Origin of the sequence: Pseudactinotalea terrae (assembly GCF_009733845.1) — a bacterium.
In the GTDB taxonomy this organism is placed as follows: Bacteria; Actinomycetota; Actinomycetes; order Actinomycetales; family Beutenbergiaceae; genus Pseudactinotalea; species Pseudactinotalea terrae.
Genome location: NZ_WNXZ01000003.1, coordinates 1 through 15665 on the forward strand (window position 1 = coordinate 1; position 15665 = coordinate 15665).

At 60.8% G+C, this 15665-nt stretch carries 14 protein-coding genes and 1 pseudogene; 3 read left to right on the forward strand and 12 right to left on the reverse strand.

Annotation, left to right across the window (positions count from 1 at the left end):
• Positions 1-101: 101 nt before the first annotated feature.
• The 3 genes and pseudogenes from GPA03_RS10755 to GPA03_RS10760 form a co-directional block, all read left to right on the forward strand.
• A complete protein-coding gene (locus GPA03_RS10755) occupies positions 102-1412 on the forward strand; it encodes an ISL3 family transposase (protein WP_156252033.1) in 1311 nt (436 codons plus the stop codon).
• 49 nt (positions 1413-1461) lie between these two features.
• Positions 1462-1590, forward strand: a complete 129-nt coding sequence (locus tag GPA03_RS23035; RefSeq protein WP_277755104.1) for a hypothetical protein — start codon at positions 1462-1464, stop codon at positions 1588-1590.
• A 125-nt stretch (positions 1591-1715) separates the two neighbouring features.
• Positions 1716-1888: pseudogene (locus GPA03_RS10760) on the forward strand (transposase); the annotation flags it as partial.
• A gap of 26 nt (positions 1889-1914) precedes the next feature.
• On the opposite strand, the gene GPA03_RS10765 reads toward GPA03_RS10760, so the two are convergent.
• The 12 genes from GPA03_RS10765 to GPA03_RS10820 all read right to left on the reverse strand — a co-directional run bounded on the left by GPA03_RS10765 (position 1915) and on the right by GPA03_RS10820 (position 15592).
• Positions 1915-3072 carry an O-antigen ligase family protein gene (locus GPA03_RS10765; RefSeq protein ID WP_162458338.1) on the reverse strand — a complete coding sequence of 386 codons (1158 nt, stop codon included), beginning with the start codon at positions 3070-3072 and terminating at the stop codon, positions 1915-1917.
• Positions 3073-3140: 68 nt separating this feature from the next.
• Positions 3141-4541 (reverse strand): lipopolysaccharide biosynthesis protein, encoded by a 1401-nt coding sequence (locus GPA03_RS10770; protein ID WP_156252035.1) that lies wholly within the window; start codon positions 4539-4541, stop codon positions 3141-3143.
• Between the two features lie 10 nt (positions 4542-4551).
• Entirely contained in the window at positions 4552-5088 is a 537-nt protein-coding gene (locus GPA03_RS10775) for an acyltransferase (RefSeq protein ID WP_156252036.1), read from the reverse strand.
• A 2-nt stretch (positions 5089-5090) separates the two neighbouring features.
• The gene (locus GPA03_RS10780) at positions 5091-6326 is read right to left on the reverse strand and encodes a glycosyltransferase (RefSeq protein ID WP_156252037.1); all 1236 of its coding nucleotides are present in this window, start codon (positions 6324-6326) and stop codon (positions 5091-5093) included.
• On the reverse strand, positions 6302-7417 hold the full coding sequence (gene wecB, locus GPA03_RS10785) for a non-hydrolyzing UDP-N-acetylglucosamine 2-epimerase (protein ID WP_156252038.1): 1116 nt from the start codon (positions 7415-7417) through the stop codon (positions 6302-6304). Before wecB ends, GPA03_RS10780 begins: the two co-directional genes overlap by 25 nt.
• A complete protein-coding gene (locus GPA03_RS10790) occupies positions 7414-8538 on the reverse strand; it encodes a polysaccharide biosynthesis C-terminal domain-containing protein (RefSeq protein ID WP_156252039.1) in 1125 nt (374 codons plus the stop codon). The genes wecB and GPA03_RS10790 overlap by 4 nt, the downstream gene beginning before the upstream one ends.
• Complete coding sequence (locus GPA03_RS10795) at positions 8535-9545, reverse strand: polysaccharide biosynthesis protein (protein ID WP_156252040.1); 1011 nt, start codon at positions 9543-9545, stop codon at positions 8535-8537. Before GPA03_RS10795 ends, GPA03_RS10790 begins: the two co-directional genes overlap by 4 nt.
• The gene (locus tag GPA03_RS10800; protein WP_156252041.1) at positions 9542-10615 is read right to left on the reverse strand and encodes a glycosyltransferase family 4 protein; all 1074 of its coding nucleotides are present in this window, start codon (positions 10613-10615) and stop codon (positions 9542-9544) included. Before GPA03_RS10800 ends, GPA03_RS10795 begins: the two co-directional genes overlap by 4 nt.
• Positions 10612-11715, reverse strand: a complete 1104-nt coding sequence (locus GPA03_RS10805) for a glycosyltransferase (protein WP_156252042.1) — start codon at positions 11713-11715, stop codon at positions 10612-10614. The genes GPA03_RS10800 and GPA03_RS10805 overlap by 4 nt, the downstream gene beginning before the upstream one ends.
• Positions 11712-12965, reverse strand: coding sequence for a GNAT family N-acetyltransferase (locus GPA03_RS10810; RefSeq protein WP_156252043.1), 1254 nt, complete (start codon positions 12963-12965; stop codon positions 11712-11714). Before GPA03_RS10810 ends, GPA03_RS10805 begins: the two co-directional genes overlap by 4 nt.
• Positions 12962-14125 (reverse strand): DegT/DnrJ/EryC1/StrS family aminotransferase, encoded by a 1164-nt coding sequence (locus tag GPA03_RS10815; protein ID WP_156252044.1) that lies wholly within the window; start codon positions 14123-14125, stop codon positions 12962-12964. Before GPA03_RS10815 ends, GPA03_RS10810 begins: the two co-directional genes overlap by 4 nt.
• Before the next feature lie 12 nt (positions 14126-14137).
• Complete coding sequence (locus GPA03_RS10820; protein ID WP_156252045.1) at positions 14138-15592, reverse strand: tyrosine-protein kinase domain-containing protein; 1455 nt, start codon at positions 15590-15592, stop codon at positions 14138-14140.
• Positions 15593-15665 lie beyond the last annotated feature (73 nt).

Here is a 15665-nt window from a genome sequence, read left to right on the forward strand (position 1 = left end):
GGCTCTTCGCAGTTGAGGGTGTAGCGGCGGGTTGAGCCAGGCGTGGGTCGAGGTCCTCCGATGATGGGAGTTCTCACGCTGCCCATCTGGAAGACCTCGACGTGCTTGACGCTACCTTCGCTGACCCTGATCTGACGACCTTCTGCCGCCTCGATGAGCTCGGGCTCGTCGCTGTGGGGCAGCGACTGGAGCCGGAGCGGGCGGTGATCGAGTGCCGGATCACCGAGCCCGACCCGTGGTGTCGCCAGTGTGGCGCTGAGGGTGTGTCACGCGGCACGGTCACGCGTCGGCTCGCGCACGAACCCTTCGGGCACCGGCCCACGACCCTGCTGGTGCGGGTGCGCCGCTACCGCTGCCAGGGCTGTGCCCGGGTGTGGCGCGAGGACACCAGCACCGCCGCACCACCACGCGCCAAGCTGTCCCGTGGTGGGCTGGCGTGGGCATTGGCAGCGATCGTGGTCGACCACCTCACGGTGACCCGGGTCGCGGCCGGGCTGGGGGTGGCCTGGCACACCGCGAACACCGCGGTGCTGGCCGAGGGCAAGCGCCGTTTGATCGATGACCCGCACCGCTTCGACGGCGTCGCGGTGATCGGGGTGGACGAGCACGCCTGGCGCCACACCCGCCGCGGTGAGAAGTACGTGACCGTGATCATCGACCTCACCCCGGTCCGCGACGGCACCGGGCCGGCCCGGCTGCTGGACATGGTCGAGGGCCGCTCCAAGGCGGTCTTCAAGGACTGGCTCTCCCAGTGCCCGCAGGCGTGGCGCGAGGGCATCGAGGTGGTCGCGATGGACGGCTTCACCGGCTTCAAGACCGCCGCCGCCGAAGAGATCCCCGACGCTGCGCCGATCATGGATCCCTTCCATGTGGTGCGGCTGGCCGGTGAAGCCCTGGACACCTGCCGGCGTCGCATCCAGCAGGACATCTTCGGCCGCCGCGGCATGAAGGGCGACCCGCTCTATACCGCCAGGCGCACCCTGCTCACCGGAGCCAGCCTGCTCCAGCCACGCCAGATCGAGCGGATCGAGGCACTGTTCGCTGACCAGCGCCACGCCGCGGTCGAGGCGACCTGGGGCATCTACCAGGACATCATCACCGCCTACCGCGAACCCGACCGCGGCCTGGCCAAGCACTTCCTGACCCACACCATCGCGCGGATCACCGCCGCGGTCCCGCACGAGCTCGTCGAGGTGCGCAAGCTCGGGCGCACCCTCACGCAGCGCGCAGCCGACGTCCTGGGCTACTTCGACCGCCCCGGCACCAGCAACGGACCCACCGAGGCGATCAACGGCCGCCTCGAACACCTCCGCGGCTCGGCTCTGGGATTCCGGAACCTGACGAACTACATCGCCCGATCACTACTGGAGACCGGCGGCTTCAGACCCCGGCTACACCCTCGTCTGCGATGAGCCGTCAAAGTTCTACGCTGGCTACAAGCGCGTCGGCGAACAAGTGACCGTGACCTGGACCCCGACGACCGTCACCCTCAGCGACGAGGCCGGCCACACCATCGCGACCTACGACAAGCCCACCACAACCCGGAGCTGGCACGGACCCACCGAACAGCGACTGTCCGCGAAGTCCTGAGACAACGAACTGTGCTCGATGTCCTGAGACAGCGAACTGTGCTCGATGTCCTGAGACACCTTCGTCCACGATGTGCTGAGACGTAACATTCAGACCCCGGCTACACCGTGGAATGCGATGAGCCTCGAAAGCGGAAGGACGCATTCCTGGCCTACTTCACCAACGCCCGGGCATCCAAGGGGGCACCGAGGCCGCCAACGGCATCATCGAGCTCCACCGCCGCCTGGCCCGCGGCTACCGCAACTCCGAGAACTACCGACTCCGGATCCTCCTGGCCGCCGGCGGACTCACCCCGTGATCCCCACCGAATGTCCGAAGAGCCGGTCAACGGGACGTACCATCTGATTGCGTGGGTAGGTCAACTTTGGGATCGGAGTTAACGAGTCCGGCTCTCGCCAGAGTGTGGATTCTCGAGACGAGTGCCAAGCTAGCCCAGAATACTGGCGAATTGTGCCAGTAGCCACTTACTAATATTGGGGCCACTGATGCAATGAACGCACCGGTAGAGAGCAGAACTAAATGGGTGGATCGTTGCGCTCGAATCGCCGAAACCATGGTGGTCGTGAACAGCACGATACCTATTATGCCCGTGCCCGTGCCTACGTCGAGGAATGCTTGGTGCGCACCAAACCCGAGATAGTTCTCTGGGACAGTGCGAAACGCACCGGCACCGCGACCTAGTATAGGGCTGTCCCAGAACACCTCGCGCGCTATCGGCCACACATCTAGGCGCCCGCTGAGGTTGCCCACCTCCCTGCCCGCATTTGGAACCACAGTCCTTATCCAATTGTCGAAAACACCCAAGAACGTTGCCAGTGACGCTGCGCCCATAACGGCTGCCATCACGGATACCGCCCGTCCCGGCCGCCGCGCGGCAATAACCGCCCAACCGATGAGTAGAACCAGACTCGCGAGTGCACCCCTTGTGCCGGTGAGGAGTATCCCTCCGTACAGGGCTCCGATGACTCCCACCCCCGCGACTCGCCACCTAACTGATCGCGTCGTTAGCAACATAACGATCACGACAAAGACTGCCGTAGTGAATGTATAGGCAGAATAGTTGGAGTTGATCGAATCCAGACTATAGCGCGCATCTGTCGTGTTGTAGGACCAGCGCAGGCCAGCGCCAGACGTCAGTACGAGCTGCGCAGCGGCGGCGACCGAGCCGGCGACAAACCCTATCGCTGCAAGCAGGAAATGTAGGCGAGTCCGGATTGTCAGCCGAACTGCAACGAACAGCGCGACGCATCCAGCCACATATCGGAGCTCGTAAGCGACTGTTACGTGGTGGGCGGTCCAGGTGAACGAGAGAGCTGATAGTCCCAAATAGAGCAGTGCGGCCGTATCCGGCCTGCCAAGCCGTGCACCGTTCAGCAAGGAAACTGCCGCACAGAAAATGAGGACGTAGAGGCCATACTGGAAAAAGAATGCGGGAGGGAAGGCAAGGGTCGCCAGGACGCAACCCTGAGCGAACGCGGTCATGTCCGCCAAAGCTCCGGTACCACTCGGGGATCGGCGTTGAGTCCCACGCGCCGAGGTACTCGTTCCCATCAACTCTCCCTATTCGCGCGGGCGTTGTAGGCATCACCTGTTCGCCGAACGCCTTGATGCAGCACCTTACCCATGGTACCGCGGTAGCCCAGCCATGCTGTGGGAATGAGTATGAGCAGATAAGTGATACATGCGCCTAAGGCCGCGCCCCCGATCCCCAGCGTCTGGATCAGGATTGCTTTGAGCGCGATCGAGCAAGCTAAGTAGGCGGACCATCCGATGTACTGGGGCCTAAGGTGATTGTGTGCATTCTGGATGGAGAAGTAGGGGCTCGCCACTGCGCGGAGGATCGACCACGTCACAAGCGATAGTCCTAAGACGGCACCGATCTGATGCGTCCGACCCAACCACAATTCCGTCAGTGGATTCCGGATCAAATACAGGAGCGTGGCAGCCAGTGTGACTGCAATTCCAAGGAAGGCCGCCATCTGACGAGCGTTACGCCGGATCCAGGCAAGGTCCCGACTCGCTAGGGCGTCTGCGTTCGAGGGCCACATCGCAAGCGCAGCCATAGTCACGATAAGGCCTAACACAGAGAAGAGGCGGTTGGCGATAGCGAACTCGCCCGCTGATTCAAGACCGGCTATGCCAGCGATTAGAAACTGATCAATGTTCATCGAGATTGACGTGAGAATTGATAAGAAGAAGAACGACAAACTGAGTCGAAGTATCGCTGAGAACTCAGCTTTCCGCAACCTTCCAATCGGCGCGACGTCTCGGCGTTGAAATAGATAGAACATGAGGGTATTTGCGATAAGCGCTGCCGGAGGTGCTGCGATAGCCACTCCGATTACGGCCAGGTCAGCAGAGTCCGTTCGCGAGATCCACCAGACCAGCCCGAGTTGTGCAAGGGCACCTACCGCCTGCCAGGCGTTCGCCTGCCACGCCCGCTTTAGTGAGTACTGGACCCGCTGTATCAGGGTCAGCGGGATCGTGCATAAGAATGCTCCTATGAACATGAACATAACCGCCCGGACGATCCAGTCGTCCACACCTGGATTGGGTCCGATGTAGACCTTCGGGTCCACGACCAAGACAAATAGAACCAGTCCGACCGCCAGAACGGAGCTGAATCCGAAGGCAAGTGCATACGCGTGAATCGAAATGGATCGGAAGCGCGTCCAGTCGTTCGTGGCCGCCGCGACCGACAGTCCGGACATGACGGCGTTGGCCGTTCCGAGATCCGCGAACGTGGCCAGCGCAAGAACTGACGTAGCAGTGGCCCAGAGTCCAAACAGGTCTGGACCCAGCCGGTCCAGCATAATAGGAAGGACAAGTAGAGGGGATAGGAGGGCTATGACCCGAGCAAGCACTCCGCTCCCGAGTGCTGACCGCATGCTCCGTGTTCTAAGCTGGCGTGTTACGTCGGTGGTCGCGTTCTCCGAATCACCTTCCACCATCCGTTACTCCTCAGGATTCCTTAGCGTGGTCGGCAGCGAAGCGATCTTCTAGGAAGCGCCGCTTCTCGGTTGGGCTGTATCCCTTGGTCGGGACGCCAGAACTGAGAGCCTTCTGAGCGTAGGTCTCAATGCTTTGCACGGCGCGAGCGGGCACCCCCGCAGCAACGGTGTTCGACGGTATGTGCTTGGTGACGACCGCACCCGCTGCGAGAATAACGTTGTCTCCGACGGTAACCCCGGGCAAGAGAATGGTGTTGATCCCGATGAAGACATTGTTCCCCACCTTGATGGGTTGGATCACGTCTAGCGTCGGATGAGCGTCCCGGAGCACCCAGACGCCGCCGTCATGGGTGATGAACTGAACCCCGCTGGTCACAGTGACGTGCTCTCCGATTGTGATCAGGTAGGGTTCTGATCCGAAGGTCTTATTCGTGATGTTTAGAAGTCTGCAGCGATCACCTACCGTGACGCCGATCGAACGGGCGTACTCCACAGGACGGAGCCGCTGCTCAATCGAGTGGTGAATGTGCTGGAAGATCGATCTCATCCTCAGGAGCTCCCATTCGCACGACTGTGACCGTTCCTGGCGCGAGTGGTCGCCATCTCCAGGAACCTCTGGAGTGCATCAGTGTAGTTGGATGAACTGAACCGATGGCCGGTTTCCTTCGCCGCCCGTCCCATACTCGCCAGTTGGTCGGCGTTTAGGCGTGCAGCACGCTGCAATGTGGCGGTCACCGCCTCGACGGAGTGACCGCTTGAGACCAGTCCGTTGATCCCGTCGTCCAGGTAGTTTGCGAGGTCACTGGTGTGATTGGCGATTACTGGAGTGCCGACTGACATGCTCTCGACAAACTTAGTCGGGAATCCTGCTTGATTCGAGCGCTTAGGCTTTCGTATCAGGATCGTGAACGACACCCGCTTAACAAGCTCGCGCACCTGATCCTGCGGGACGTTGCCAAGGATGAGTAACTTGGATTCCTGTGCGACCGGAACCATTCTCTGAACCTCGTCAAATGATGGGCCGGCGACTACGAGGCGAACCCCCTTGACGTTCGCTGCAGCCCGGACGATCGTCTCGAGCTCGTCCTTGGCTCCGGGAGTGCCGAAGTATAAAATCTCGGTATGGTCACCTGTGGGCAATGTGTCCACCTCGGGACCTTGGCTCATGAGGGCGAAATCGATGGTTGGTGGAACCATGACCGAAGGTATTTCGAATGTATCATGGTGCCGACGCAAGTAACTGCTGATGGATATTACGCCGTCTAGGTGTCGGTGTAGCACGTGATGAGCGATGGCTGCTTCAATGCTGAGAGGACCGAAACGGCCACCCTTTAGATATCGCGGGTCGTACCACTCCACGATGTCGGCGATAAGCGCCACTCCATGCCGGCGCGCCCAGCCGTGTAGATTCCACAGCCACGGGGCGAAGCCACCATATACGATGATTGCTGCAGGCGGATGATGCCGATGCCGGTCGAGCCATCGTCGGACCCGCCTTCCGCCTGTTAACACAAGCCGCGTCGCGAGAGTGAGGCGTGGCAGATCGGTGGGCAGTTCGCCCGTTCCGAAGTGGTGGATACGGGGTTCGCTGCTCAGCGGTGCCGGTTCTGGCGACGAATAGTCGGAGGCGCCTACGACCACGTTGTATCCCGCCCCGACAATGCTCTTGGCAATGCCATGGACACGCCTCGACCCGGCTTGACCCCACGGATATGAGAATGGGCCGACGTACAATACCCAGGGCTGCATGAACGGCGCGGTCATGGTCGACGCAATCCCGCCCATTCGTGAAGCCTACCAGCCGTCGAGCGCACAAAGCGGGTAACACGCATTGACGTATCAGTGACCTCATAACCAGTGGGGAGCTGACGATCGTGGTCCTGCGCATGGATCTGCAGCTGGATAGCTGTGACGACATCGTCGGGGTTGAGATCTGTCATGACGATGGCACCCACGTCGAGCGCTTCGGGACGTTCTATTGAACTTCGAAGAGTAATTGCAGGAAATCCGAGGATGGAAGACTCCTCTGAGATTGTTCCCGAGTCAGACAGGACGCACCGCGCATTCAGCTGCAGGGAATTGTAATCATGGAATCCGAACGGTTTATGGAAGCGGATGTCGGAATGAATCTCGCGGTCGAGCAACTCCATCCGCCTTCGGGTGCGCGGATGTGTTGACACGAGGACCGGGAGCCCCCAAGTGTCTGCGACTCGTTCGAGGCAGTCCAGAAGATGGTTCAGTCTGCTTGGTGAGTCAACGTTCTCTTCACGGTGAGCGCTAGCGAGAAAGTATCCGCCCCTCGACAGACCGAGGCGGCCGAGAATGTCAGAAGCGTCGATCTGCGGACGATATTGATCTAGCACCTCGCGCATCGGCGAGCCCGTGAGAAGGATTCGTCGCGGATGGAGGCCCTCAGCAAGCAGGTTCCGACGGGCATGCTCCGTGTACACCAGATTGAAGTCCGCTACGTGGTCGACCAAGCGTCGGTTCGTCTCCTCCGGGACGTTCTCATCGAAGCATCGGTTGCCGGCTTCCATATGGTATGTCGGGATCCGCAAACGCTTCGCCATGATCACAGCGATGCACGAGTTGGTGTCTCCGAGGACGACAACCGCCTCCGGCCGCTCGGACAGGAGCACTTTCTCAGTCTCGACCAGGACTCCGCCGAGGATGGAACCGAGACTGGAGGTGTCGACGCCCAGATAGTGATCTGGGGCCCGCAGGGCGAGATCTTCGAAGAACACTTGATTGAGCTCGTGATCGTAGTTTTGCCCCGTGTGGACAAGTATATGTTCGAAGGCTTCATCGAAACGTTTGAGGGTTGCTGACAGACGGATGACCTCCGGCCGCGTCCCAACGATTGTCATCACTTTCATGCCGATCGTTCCTCCGGTTGAACCTCGGCGAAGTATTGGTCCGGTGCCGCCTGGTCGAGTAGTTGGCTGGAGAAGAAGTGTGTGACCAGTTCATCGGATCCGACATTTCGGAGATTATGGATCCACATGGTCGGCATATCGATTATGGCTGGTTTGTTTCCGGACACCCGGAAAGTTATCACGCGGTCGTCGAGTAGACGCCGTAGATTGATCTCCGCAGTCCCTCTTACTACAACAAATCGCTCAAACTTATGAACGTGATAGTGCTCTCCGCGTATCTGTCCAGGTCGAGTGGTTGAGACGTATGTCTGGGCTTCGCCACCGTGGTAGCGAAGTGATTCGAACAGTATCCCGCGCGAGTCGGTGTGGACGCGTGGATACAGCGGGAAACGTTCGGGAAATGTGTACGACCGATAGGTGTTGAACAGGTCGATCGTGAATTGATCCGTCAATTCCGGGACCTCGCCGTGTTTGTAGAGCCGTTCGAAATCGACGAGCTGGGCCAATACTTCCGATACGAGCCGTGGAGACCCGCCCGGCTGATGCCTAATGTCCACAGGTTCGTTAGCAGCCTCAATCAGCGCCTGGGCGGCGCTCTGGGCATGTAGAAGCGGTATTTCCCTGTCTGCGATGACGACGGGCTCAGTGCCGTTGACTATGCTATGCGCGAAGGTTGCGACAAACGAATTATATTCGGGACGCCCATGTTCACCGAAGAGGTTGGGCAAGAGCACGTCGGCCATGACACCGCCGACAGCCGTCGTCGCGTGTCGGAGAATTTCAGCGGCACCGGCCTTGCCGCGGCCATACGGGTTGCCGTCAAGTGCCTGGATCGAGTTTGCGTAGACGAGTCGAACTGGTTTGTTCCGGGCCAAGATTGCCTGGCCGAGAACACGGGCGAGCCGGAGGTTTCCCTCCTCGACCTCTCGGGGGTTTGAAGCCCGGTTGACCCCTGCAAGATGGTAGATGACGTCGGCTTGCTCCACGATTGCGCGGAGACGAACTTTGTCCATCAGTTCCGTCCGACCGACGCGTATCGGTACCTTGCTCGTCTGGGCCAGGAGACGGGCCGAGAGATGCCAGCCAAGGAAGCCGTAACCACCGGTGATCACGACGGTCATGAGTGTGCCTCCAGCGAAGCACGGATCTCGGGGAGCGTGAGCAGAAGCTCCTTGACTGCGGCGACATCAAGGCGCTCCGCGTTGTGTGAGTTGTAGTCGATGTACTCCTTGCCCTCCTGCGTCCCTTCGTCAAAGAACAACTCGTACTCTAGGCGGCGAGCATCTAGCGGGACGCGGTAGTAATCTCCCATGTCGACTGCTTGTTCGCGTTCCTCCCGCCCTAGGAGCGATTCATATTGCTTCTCGCCATGCCTCGTGCCCAGGATCGTGATCTCAGGGTCGTCGTTCCCGTAGAGGCTGGCTACCGCGCGTGCCAACACTTCGATCGTGCATGCAGGTGCCTTCCGTACGAACAGGTCTCCCGGTCGGGCGTTGTCGAAGGCGTAGTGCACCAGTTCGACCGACTCCAGCAAGGACATGAGGAACCTAGTCATGCTGGGATCGGTTATCGTTAGGGGCTTCCCAGCCATGGCCTGCGCGGCAAATACGGGTATGACAGACCCCCGCGAGTACATGACATTTCCGTACCGAGTGATAGAGACGACCGTATTCGAGTCCGATTTATTGCGAGCGAATGCCTGTACCGTCTTCTCCATGATCGCCTTCGACATACCCATCGCATTGATCGGATAGACCGCCTTGTCGGTGCTGAGGCAGACCACGGACGCTACCCCAGCGTCCGATGCGGCATTAATCACGTTACTGCTTCCGAGGACGTTAGTTTGAACGGCCTGTAGGGGGAAGAACTCGCAACTCGGAACTTGCTTAAGTGCGGCCGCATGGAAGATGTGGTCCACCCCTGCAACCGCCTCGCGAACGCTCGCAGGGTCCCGCACATCACCGATGTAGAATCGCAGGCGGCCGTCCCTGAACTGTCGACGCATATCGTCTTGTTTAGCCTCATCGCGGCTCAGAATACGGACCTCATGCGCATCCGTGGAGAGGAGGTCGCGAACCATGGTTGTGCCAAAGGAGCCAGTGCCCCCGGTCACGAGGTAGGTTGTCATGCCGTCTTCCCGGTGGTGTTGATTGATGGGACGCCACAAATTGAGAGGAGGTCGCGGCAGTAGTCGTCGACCGTTCGCTGGTGCACGTGGACGTAGGGACGCGAGCGGGAGTCCGCCAGCGCGGACTCCAATGCGATTGCGATCCCGTCAACGTCGCCGACTGCAACCGGATAGTCATTAGCTGACAAGATGGATTCAGTGTCTCCGGTGCGGGTCGCGACAACGCGGACCCCCTGAGACTGTGCCTCCAGGATGGCTCGAGGCAAACTTTCGGACAAGGATGGGTGGAGCAGGACCGTTGCCTGCGCATACTCGCCAGGCCCGACAACCTCGCCTTCGACGACTGTCAGCGACTTTCCAGGGCCAGGTGCGACCTCATCCCAGAGTGCACGTACGTCTGTGCCATCGTTGGTATATAGAACCAAATGAACGTCTGCGGAAACCCTGGCGATGGCCCGAACAGCGGTGTCGTGTCCCTTCTCGGGGCGGGCGTTTCCCACCATGAGAACTCGATCAGGGTTCCGTTCTGCCGCGGTTCGGCCGAGCCACTCGTCACCAAGTGCGCTGACGTTGGTCTTGATGCGAGTTCGGGATATCCCGTTGTCGGCGAGTTTGTTGGCGGCTACTTCCGAGTTTGTCATGTAGACCTGTACAAGTGCCTGTGTCAAACGATCGACCTGCCACATCGTACGGCCGCGCTGGAACTCAAGACCATTGCGTGCGTCAATGAGTCGGAGCCTGAACCCCAGAATAGGCTTGACAAGGCGCACTGCCATTGACGCGCGCAAGCCGAAGGCGACCACCACACGTGGGCGTTTGTGCCGGAGGTAGCGCGCAAGCTGAACGGGGGAGCGAACGCTCTGCAGGACTTCGCCGACTTCGTTGAGATACGCGCCGAACGGTGTGTCGGCGGGTCCGAGGGTGACCGACTCGGACGCGATGCCTAAACTCGTGAGTCGGGGAATGAACTCGCTCGCCCTACGCTCCGTACCGCCCATCCCCTCGAGACGTCCCCATACGAAGGCGATGCTCGGCTCCGCGAGCGCGCGAGTGTTACGCGGACACTTCATCGCACAGGCTCCAAGACTTGAGCAATGATGGAATCCATTTTGTCTGCATAGCCCTGTGCCGAGTACACGTCCACCGCGACCGCGCGACTGTCTCGAGCGAGATCCCGGCGAAACCGTAGGTCACTCAGGGCGCGCTCTACAAGCGCCTGCAACCCATCGAGCTCGAAGGCGGGGGCCAGCGCCTGTGGCGGTAGAGTGGCCCGGCACCCGGCGATGTCGTAGGCAATTGTGGCGACATCTGAGAGGCTCGCCTCCAGAACCACACGGGGGATTCCTTCGCCCCTGGACGGCAGAACAAGGACGGCTGCGCGCGCTAGAAGTTTGCGGACTTCCCAGTCGTGGAGTGTTCCGAGGTAGTCGATCTTGCCGGCGTCAGCTGCTTCGTTCACAGCTGCGAGCAGGCCGTCGGCGCCCGCACTAGGCGGTCCTACCAAAGTAAAATCAGCTAGTCCTGCTAATGCATCGGCCACTGCAAGGAAGTCTGAGATCCCCTTGCTCGGGTGCACCCGGGCGACCATGATGCAAATCGGTCTCCCTTCAGGCTTAACCACCTCCAGTTCGAAAAGTGTTCCGTCGATGGCGCTCCCGACCAGCTCGAAGTGTCTGGCGACATGGGCAGGGACACGAGTGGCGAGCTCGCGCATGTCGGCCTCGGTCTGAAAAAGGACCCTCTCGGAGCAGGCGGCGGCTAGGCGAAAGCACGCCATGTAAATGGCTCTCAGAAGTGCGCCCAGCCAGCCTGGCCGACTGAAGGTTCGGCCCAACCCTGTGATCGTCATGATCGCGCGGGTCCCAGCTAGGCGAGCGAGGGGAGGGCCAGCTAGGGCAAGCTGGGTGGCGAAAAAGTGGGCAATGTCGGCGCGGGAGCGACGCAGGATGGACGGTACCCGCAGAAGCGCGACGAGCGTGGTTGGGCGAAGGCCCTCACCGATCGGCAGGGGGACGTACTTCTCGGCTGGAAGGGCGTGCGGTCGTTCGGGCAACGCGAGGAGGACGTCGGAGACCAGGCTGTCGCGGGCGAAGCTCACCCTATAGTCGCTATCGGGGAGCTTGGCGTTCGCGAACCCCACGTACCGGGCGCGTTGAGCCTGACCAGTCATCGTTCCTCCAGCTCGAGGGTCATGACCAGCATGCGACGACCTTCGCGCGTCTCGAAGGCGTCGGAGACCGTCCAGCCCATGCCTTCGTAGAATCCGATGGTCCTTTCGTTGGCGTCGCGGTCCGTTGTCAGATGGATCCGAGTCGCTCCCCGGTCGTGCATGCGTTCCGTCCACTCCGCGAGTAGGCGTCTGCCTACGCCTCGACCCTGTGTACGCCGACTCACGCAGATTGAACTCAGGAGGGCAGGATAGTCGGACGGGTCCGGGCCAACGCTCCGCAGGCGTCGGGCAACCCTTGGTATCAGGCTCGGCTTAGCCGCAACCCGCGGCAGTGCGGCGAGGGCGAACCTGATGAAATGGCGCTTCGCCAGCGATGCCAGATAGTTTCGGGACTGTGCTGGTCCACTGGCCACGCCAATGATAGTTCGTCCGCGCTGTGCCACTACGGAGATGCAGCCTGGATCATCGGCTAAGACCGTATACAGTTCCGCTAGAAAGCGGGCACCAAGGTCACTCAAAAAGAATGATGGAAATGCGTCTGCATGGATAGCGGCCGCGGCGCGGGCGTCCCTCGGCTCCAACGGTCGGAATGTGAGCGTCGTCGCTTCGTCCTCGGCCGGTTGAAGTTCATTCGCGGCTTCCTCGGTTATGTGTTCGCGCGTGTGCACTGCTACCGCTGCCAGAGTCGCAACGATCAACTTGATGTCACCGAGCAGCGAGTGTGAGGAAACATAACTGAGGTAGGCGTCGACCTTCTGTGGAATGAGGACTTCCTCGTAGTACGCCGCTGGGTCGTCCTGATCGGCAAGTATCGCTGACTCTGCTCTCAGTTCGATGCTGGCAGGATCGGTGATGCCGGGCCTGACCGATAAGATGATCCCGCGCGCGGCTTCTGGCCACAATGCGACGTATTGCGGGACCTCCGGGCGGGGCCCGACCAGGCTCATCTCGCCTCGCACGACATTGATGAGTTGCGGCAACTCGTCGAGCTTGGTGGACCGCAGAAACGCGCCGACTCGTGTGATCCGCGGATCTCGACCAATTGTCAACTGGGACTCGCCGAACCTCTGGTGTTGCATTGTGCGGAATTTCAGGATGTCGAAGTGTACTCCGTGACGACCCACTCGCTGCTGCCGAAAGATCGATCCGCCCGGTGATGTTGCCGCGACGACGACTGATATTGCCACGAGGATCGGGGACAGCGCCACCAGTGCCAGGACCGACACCAGCACGTCGAACGCACGCTTCATGACAGCAGGTCCCTGGTGGTCTCGATGACGCGCTGTGTGTCAGCGTCTGTCATTCTGCTAAAAATTGGCAGGCTGACGGCTGCTCTAAAGGCGGCCTCAGCGACGGGGTAACGCTTATGATCGAGGCCCAAAAATTCACGCCAGTAGCTGTGTCTATGTAATGGAATGAAGTGGACGCTGGTGCCAATTCCAGCCGTGCTCATCTCCTGGATGAAACGAGCGCGATTAATCGGTGCTTCAGAGGTCAGTCGCACCACGAACAGGTGCCATGAATGCAGGTCGTGCGGTGCTCCCGGATGCGGGGGCGTCAAAGGTAGGCCAGCCAGTCCCGTTAGGTATCTACCGGCAGTGGATGCCCGCTTATCGCGCATATCACGGGCGCGGGCCAGTTGCACGCGGCCGAGGGCCGCAGCTGGATCGGGCAGGTTGTACTTGAATCCGGGCGCAACGACATCGTACGCCCAAGAAGGAGTCGTTGCGGAATACCGATCGAACACACTCCGATCGATGCCGTGGAGGCGCATGACTCTAGCGCGCTCGGCGACCTTGGGGTCCCGCGTGGTGATCATCCCACCCTCGCCGGTCGTCATCGTCTTGTTCGCATAGAAGCTGAATACAGCAACGTCCGAGTACTTAAGCGATCCGACCATCGTGCCACCTGTCGAAGACGGCAGCGCGTGCGCCGCATCCTCGATGATCTTAATTTCAGTCCCTGCGAGTAATGAACGCACACGTGACATGTCCAGGCTCAGGCCGGCCAGGTGAACGACGATCACAGCTCGCGTCCGTGGCCCGACAGCTGCAGCCATATCATCGAGGTCGATGTTGAGCGTGACGGGGTCGACGTCCACAATGACCGGCGTCGCACCCAAGTACCTTATGACTTCGGCGGTAGCCGTGAAGGTCCATGTCGGAACGATGACCTCATCCTCGGGACCGATGCCGAGGGCTTCAAGTGCCAGGTGGAGACCTGCAGTCGCCGAGTTGACAGCGATGGCGTGGATACCTCCTTCATCCGAGCCGACATACTCTGCGAACTCGCGTTCAAAGGCTGCCGCTGCGGGTCCGGTTGTGAGCCAACCGCTGCGCATCGTGGCGGTCACGGCCTCAATCTCGGCTTCACCGATGTCGGGCCGTGAGTACGGAAGAAACGCAGACATGAAGAGACCCTGCTACTCGTTGGTGGCCTGTCGGAGGCCGTGGGTCGCTGGCTTCCGGGTCCTTCTTGGCCGTGCGTGTGACATCCTTTGCCTACTCCGTGGGGTGTGGTCAGGGCGATCCGCCGTTCGAGGCTCGTAGCCGTACATGTAGGCATCCGGTCCCTTCACCGGAGCCTTGGTGAACACGATGCCGGCGATTGCGGCGTCCACCGTATTGAGGTGCTCAAGTGCCGCCTTCAACTGATGCTCTGTGGTCTTGTTGGCGGCTACAGTCAAGAGGACGCCTGCCGAGCGGCCTGCGAGGAGTGCGGCGTCCGTGACGGGCAGGAGCGGTGGTGCGTCGATGATGACCCAGTCAAACTCGGGCCTCAGTTGCTCGAGTAGCGCCGTCATCGCCTTGGAATCCAGCAGTTCACTGGGATTGGGGGGTGTGCGACCAGCCGGAAGTACGTAGAGGCGGTCTCGGCCCCACTGCTGGACAGTGTCCGTGATGCGTGCGCGTCCGATGAGCACATCCGTAAGACCGACCGAGCCTTCGATGCCGAGATACTCGTCCAGTCGGGGTCGGCGCAAGTCGGCATCGACGAGGAGCACCGTCTGGTTGGCGCTAGCCAGTGCGAGGGCGAGATTCGCGCTTGTGGTGCTCTTGCCCTCCTCCGGCATCGACGATGTCACGACGAACGTGCGGTGCCTGTCGTCGACCTGCACGAACTGGAGGTTTGTTCGGAGGGTCCGGTACGCCTCAGCACGGGGACTCGTCGGCTCCGTGTGTACGACCAAGTGCCGCTGCTTCGCCTTCGGATCGAAGGCGATCGTCGCGAGGATGGGGTGCGGCGTCGCCGCTTCTAGGTCGCGGGCTGACCGAATTCGCGTGTCGAGAACCTCGCGGAGCACAGCAAGTCCCAGCGCTATCACCAGTCCAACGGCTGCCCCCAACGCGATATTCAGAGTGGTCCGCGGGCTGATAGGAGTCTCTGGGACTCGCGCGTTCTGGATCGTCGTCAGTCGCACCGGACTCGGCTGGCCGCCGACGCTTTCCACCTCATCGACGGCCGCAGCCAGGCTGGCTGCGGCCTGATCGGCAATCTCCGCAGATTGTCCGGGGTCGGCGTCTAGGGCGGTGATCTCAATGATCGTCGTCTCGATGATCGTGGTCGCGCTCACATGTTGCGCCAGGTCAAAAGGACTGACATCGAGCTCGAGCGTCTCTACGACGCCACTGAGCACCCGTTCGCTCGTTGCCATCTGTGCGTACGTCTTGACGCGGGAGAGGGTGTAGTTGTTGCCCTGGGCGAGTTCTGCGCCGGTATCCCCGGACTGCGTGGAGACGAACACCCTTGTGGTAGCCGAGTACTGCGGGGTCTGTAGTAGCGAGTACGTCAGGGCGGCGCCGATGCCAAGGAGCGTGATCACGATGATCGCGATCCAGTTCTTCCGAACGATCCGCAAGTAGTCAGTGAGTTCCACGCTGCTTCTCAGGTTGGGGCACCGACCGCCGGTGCTCGACGCGCCATGCTCTCACGAGCGGGTAGCCAGCAGT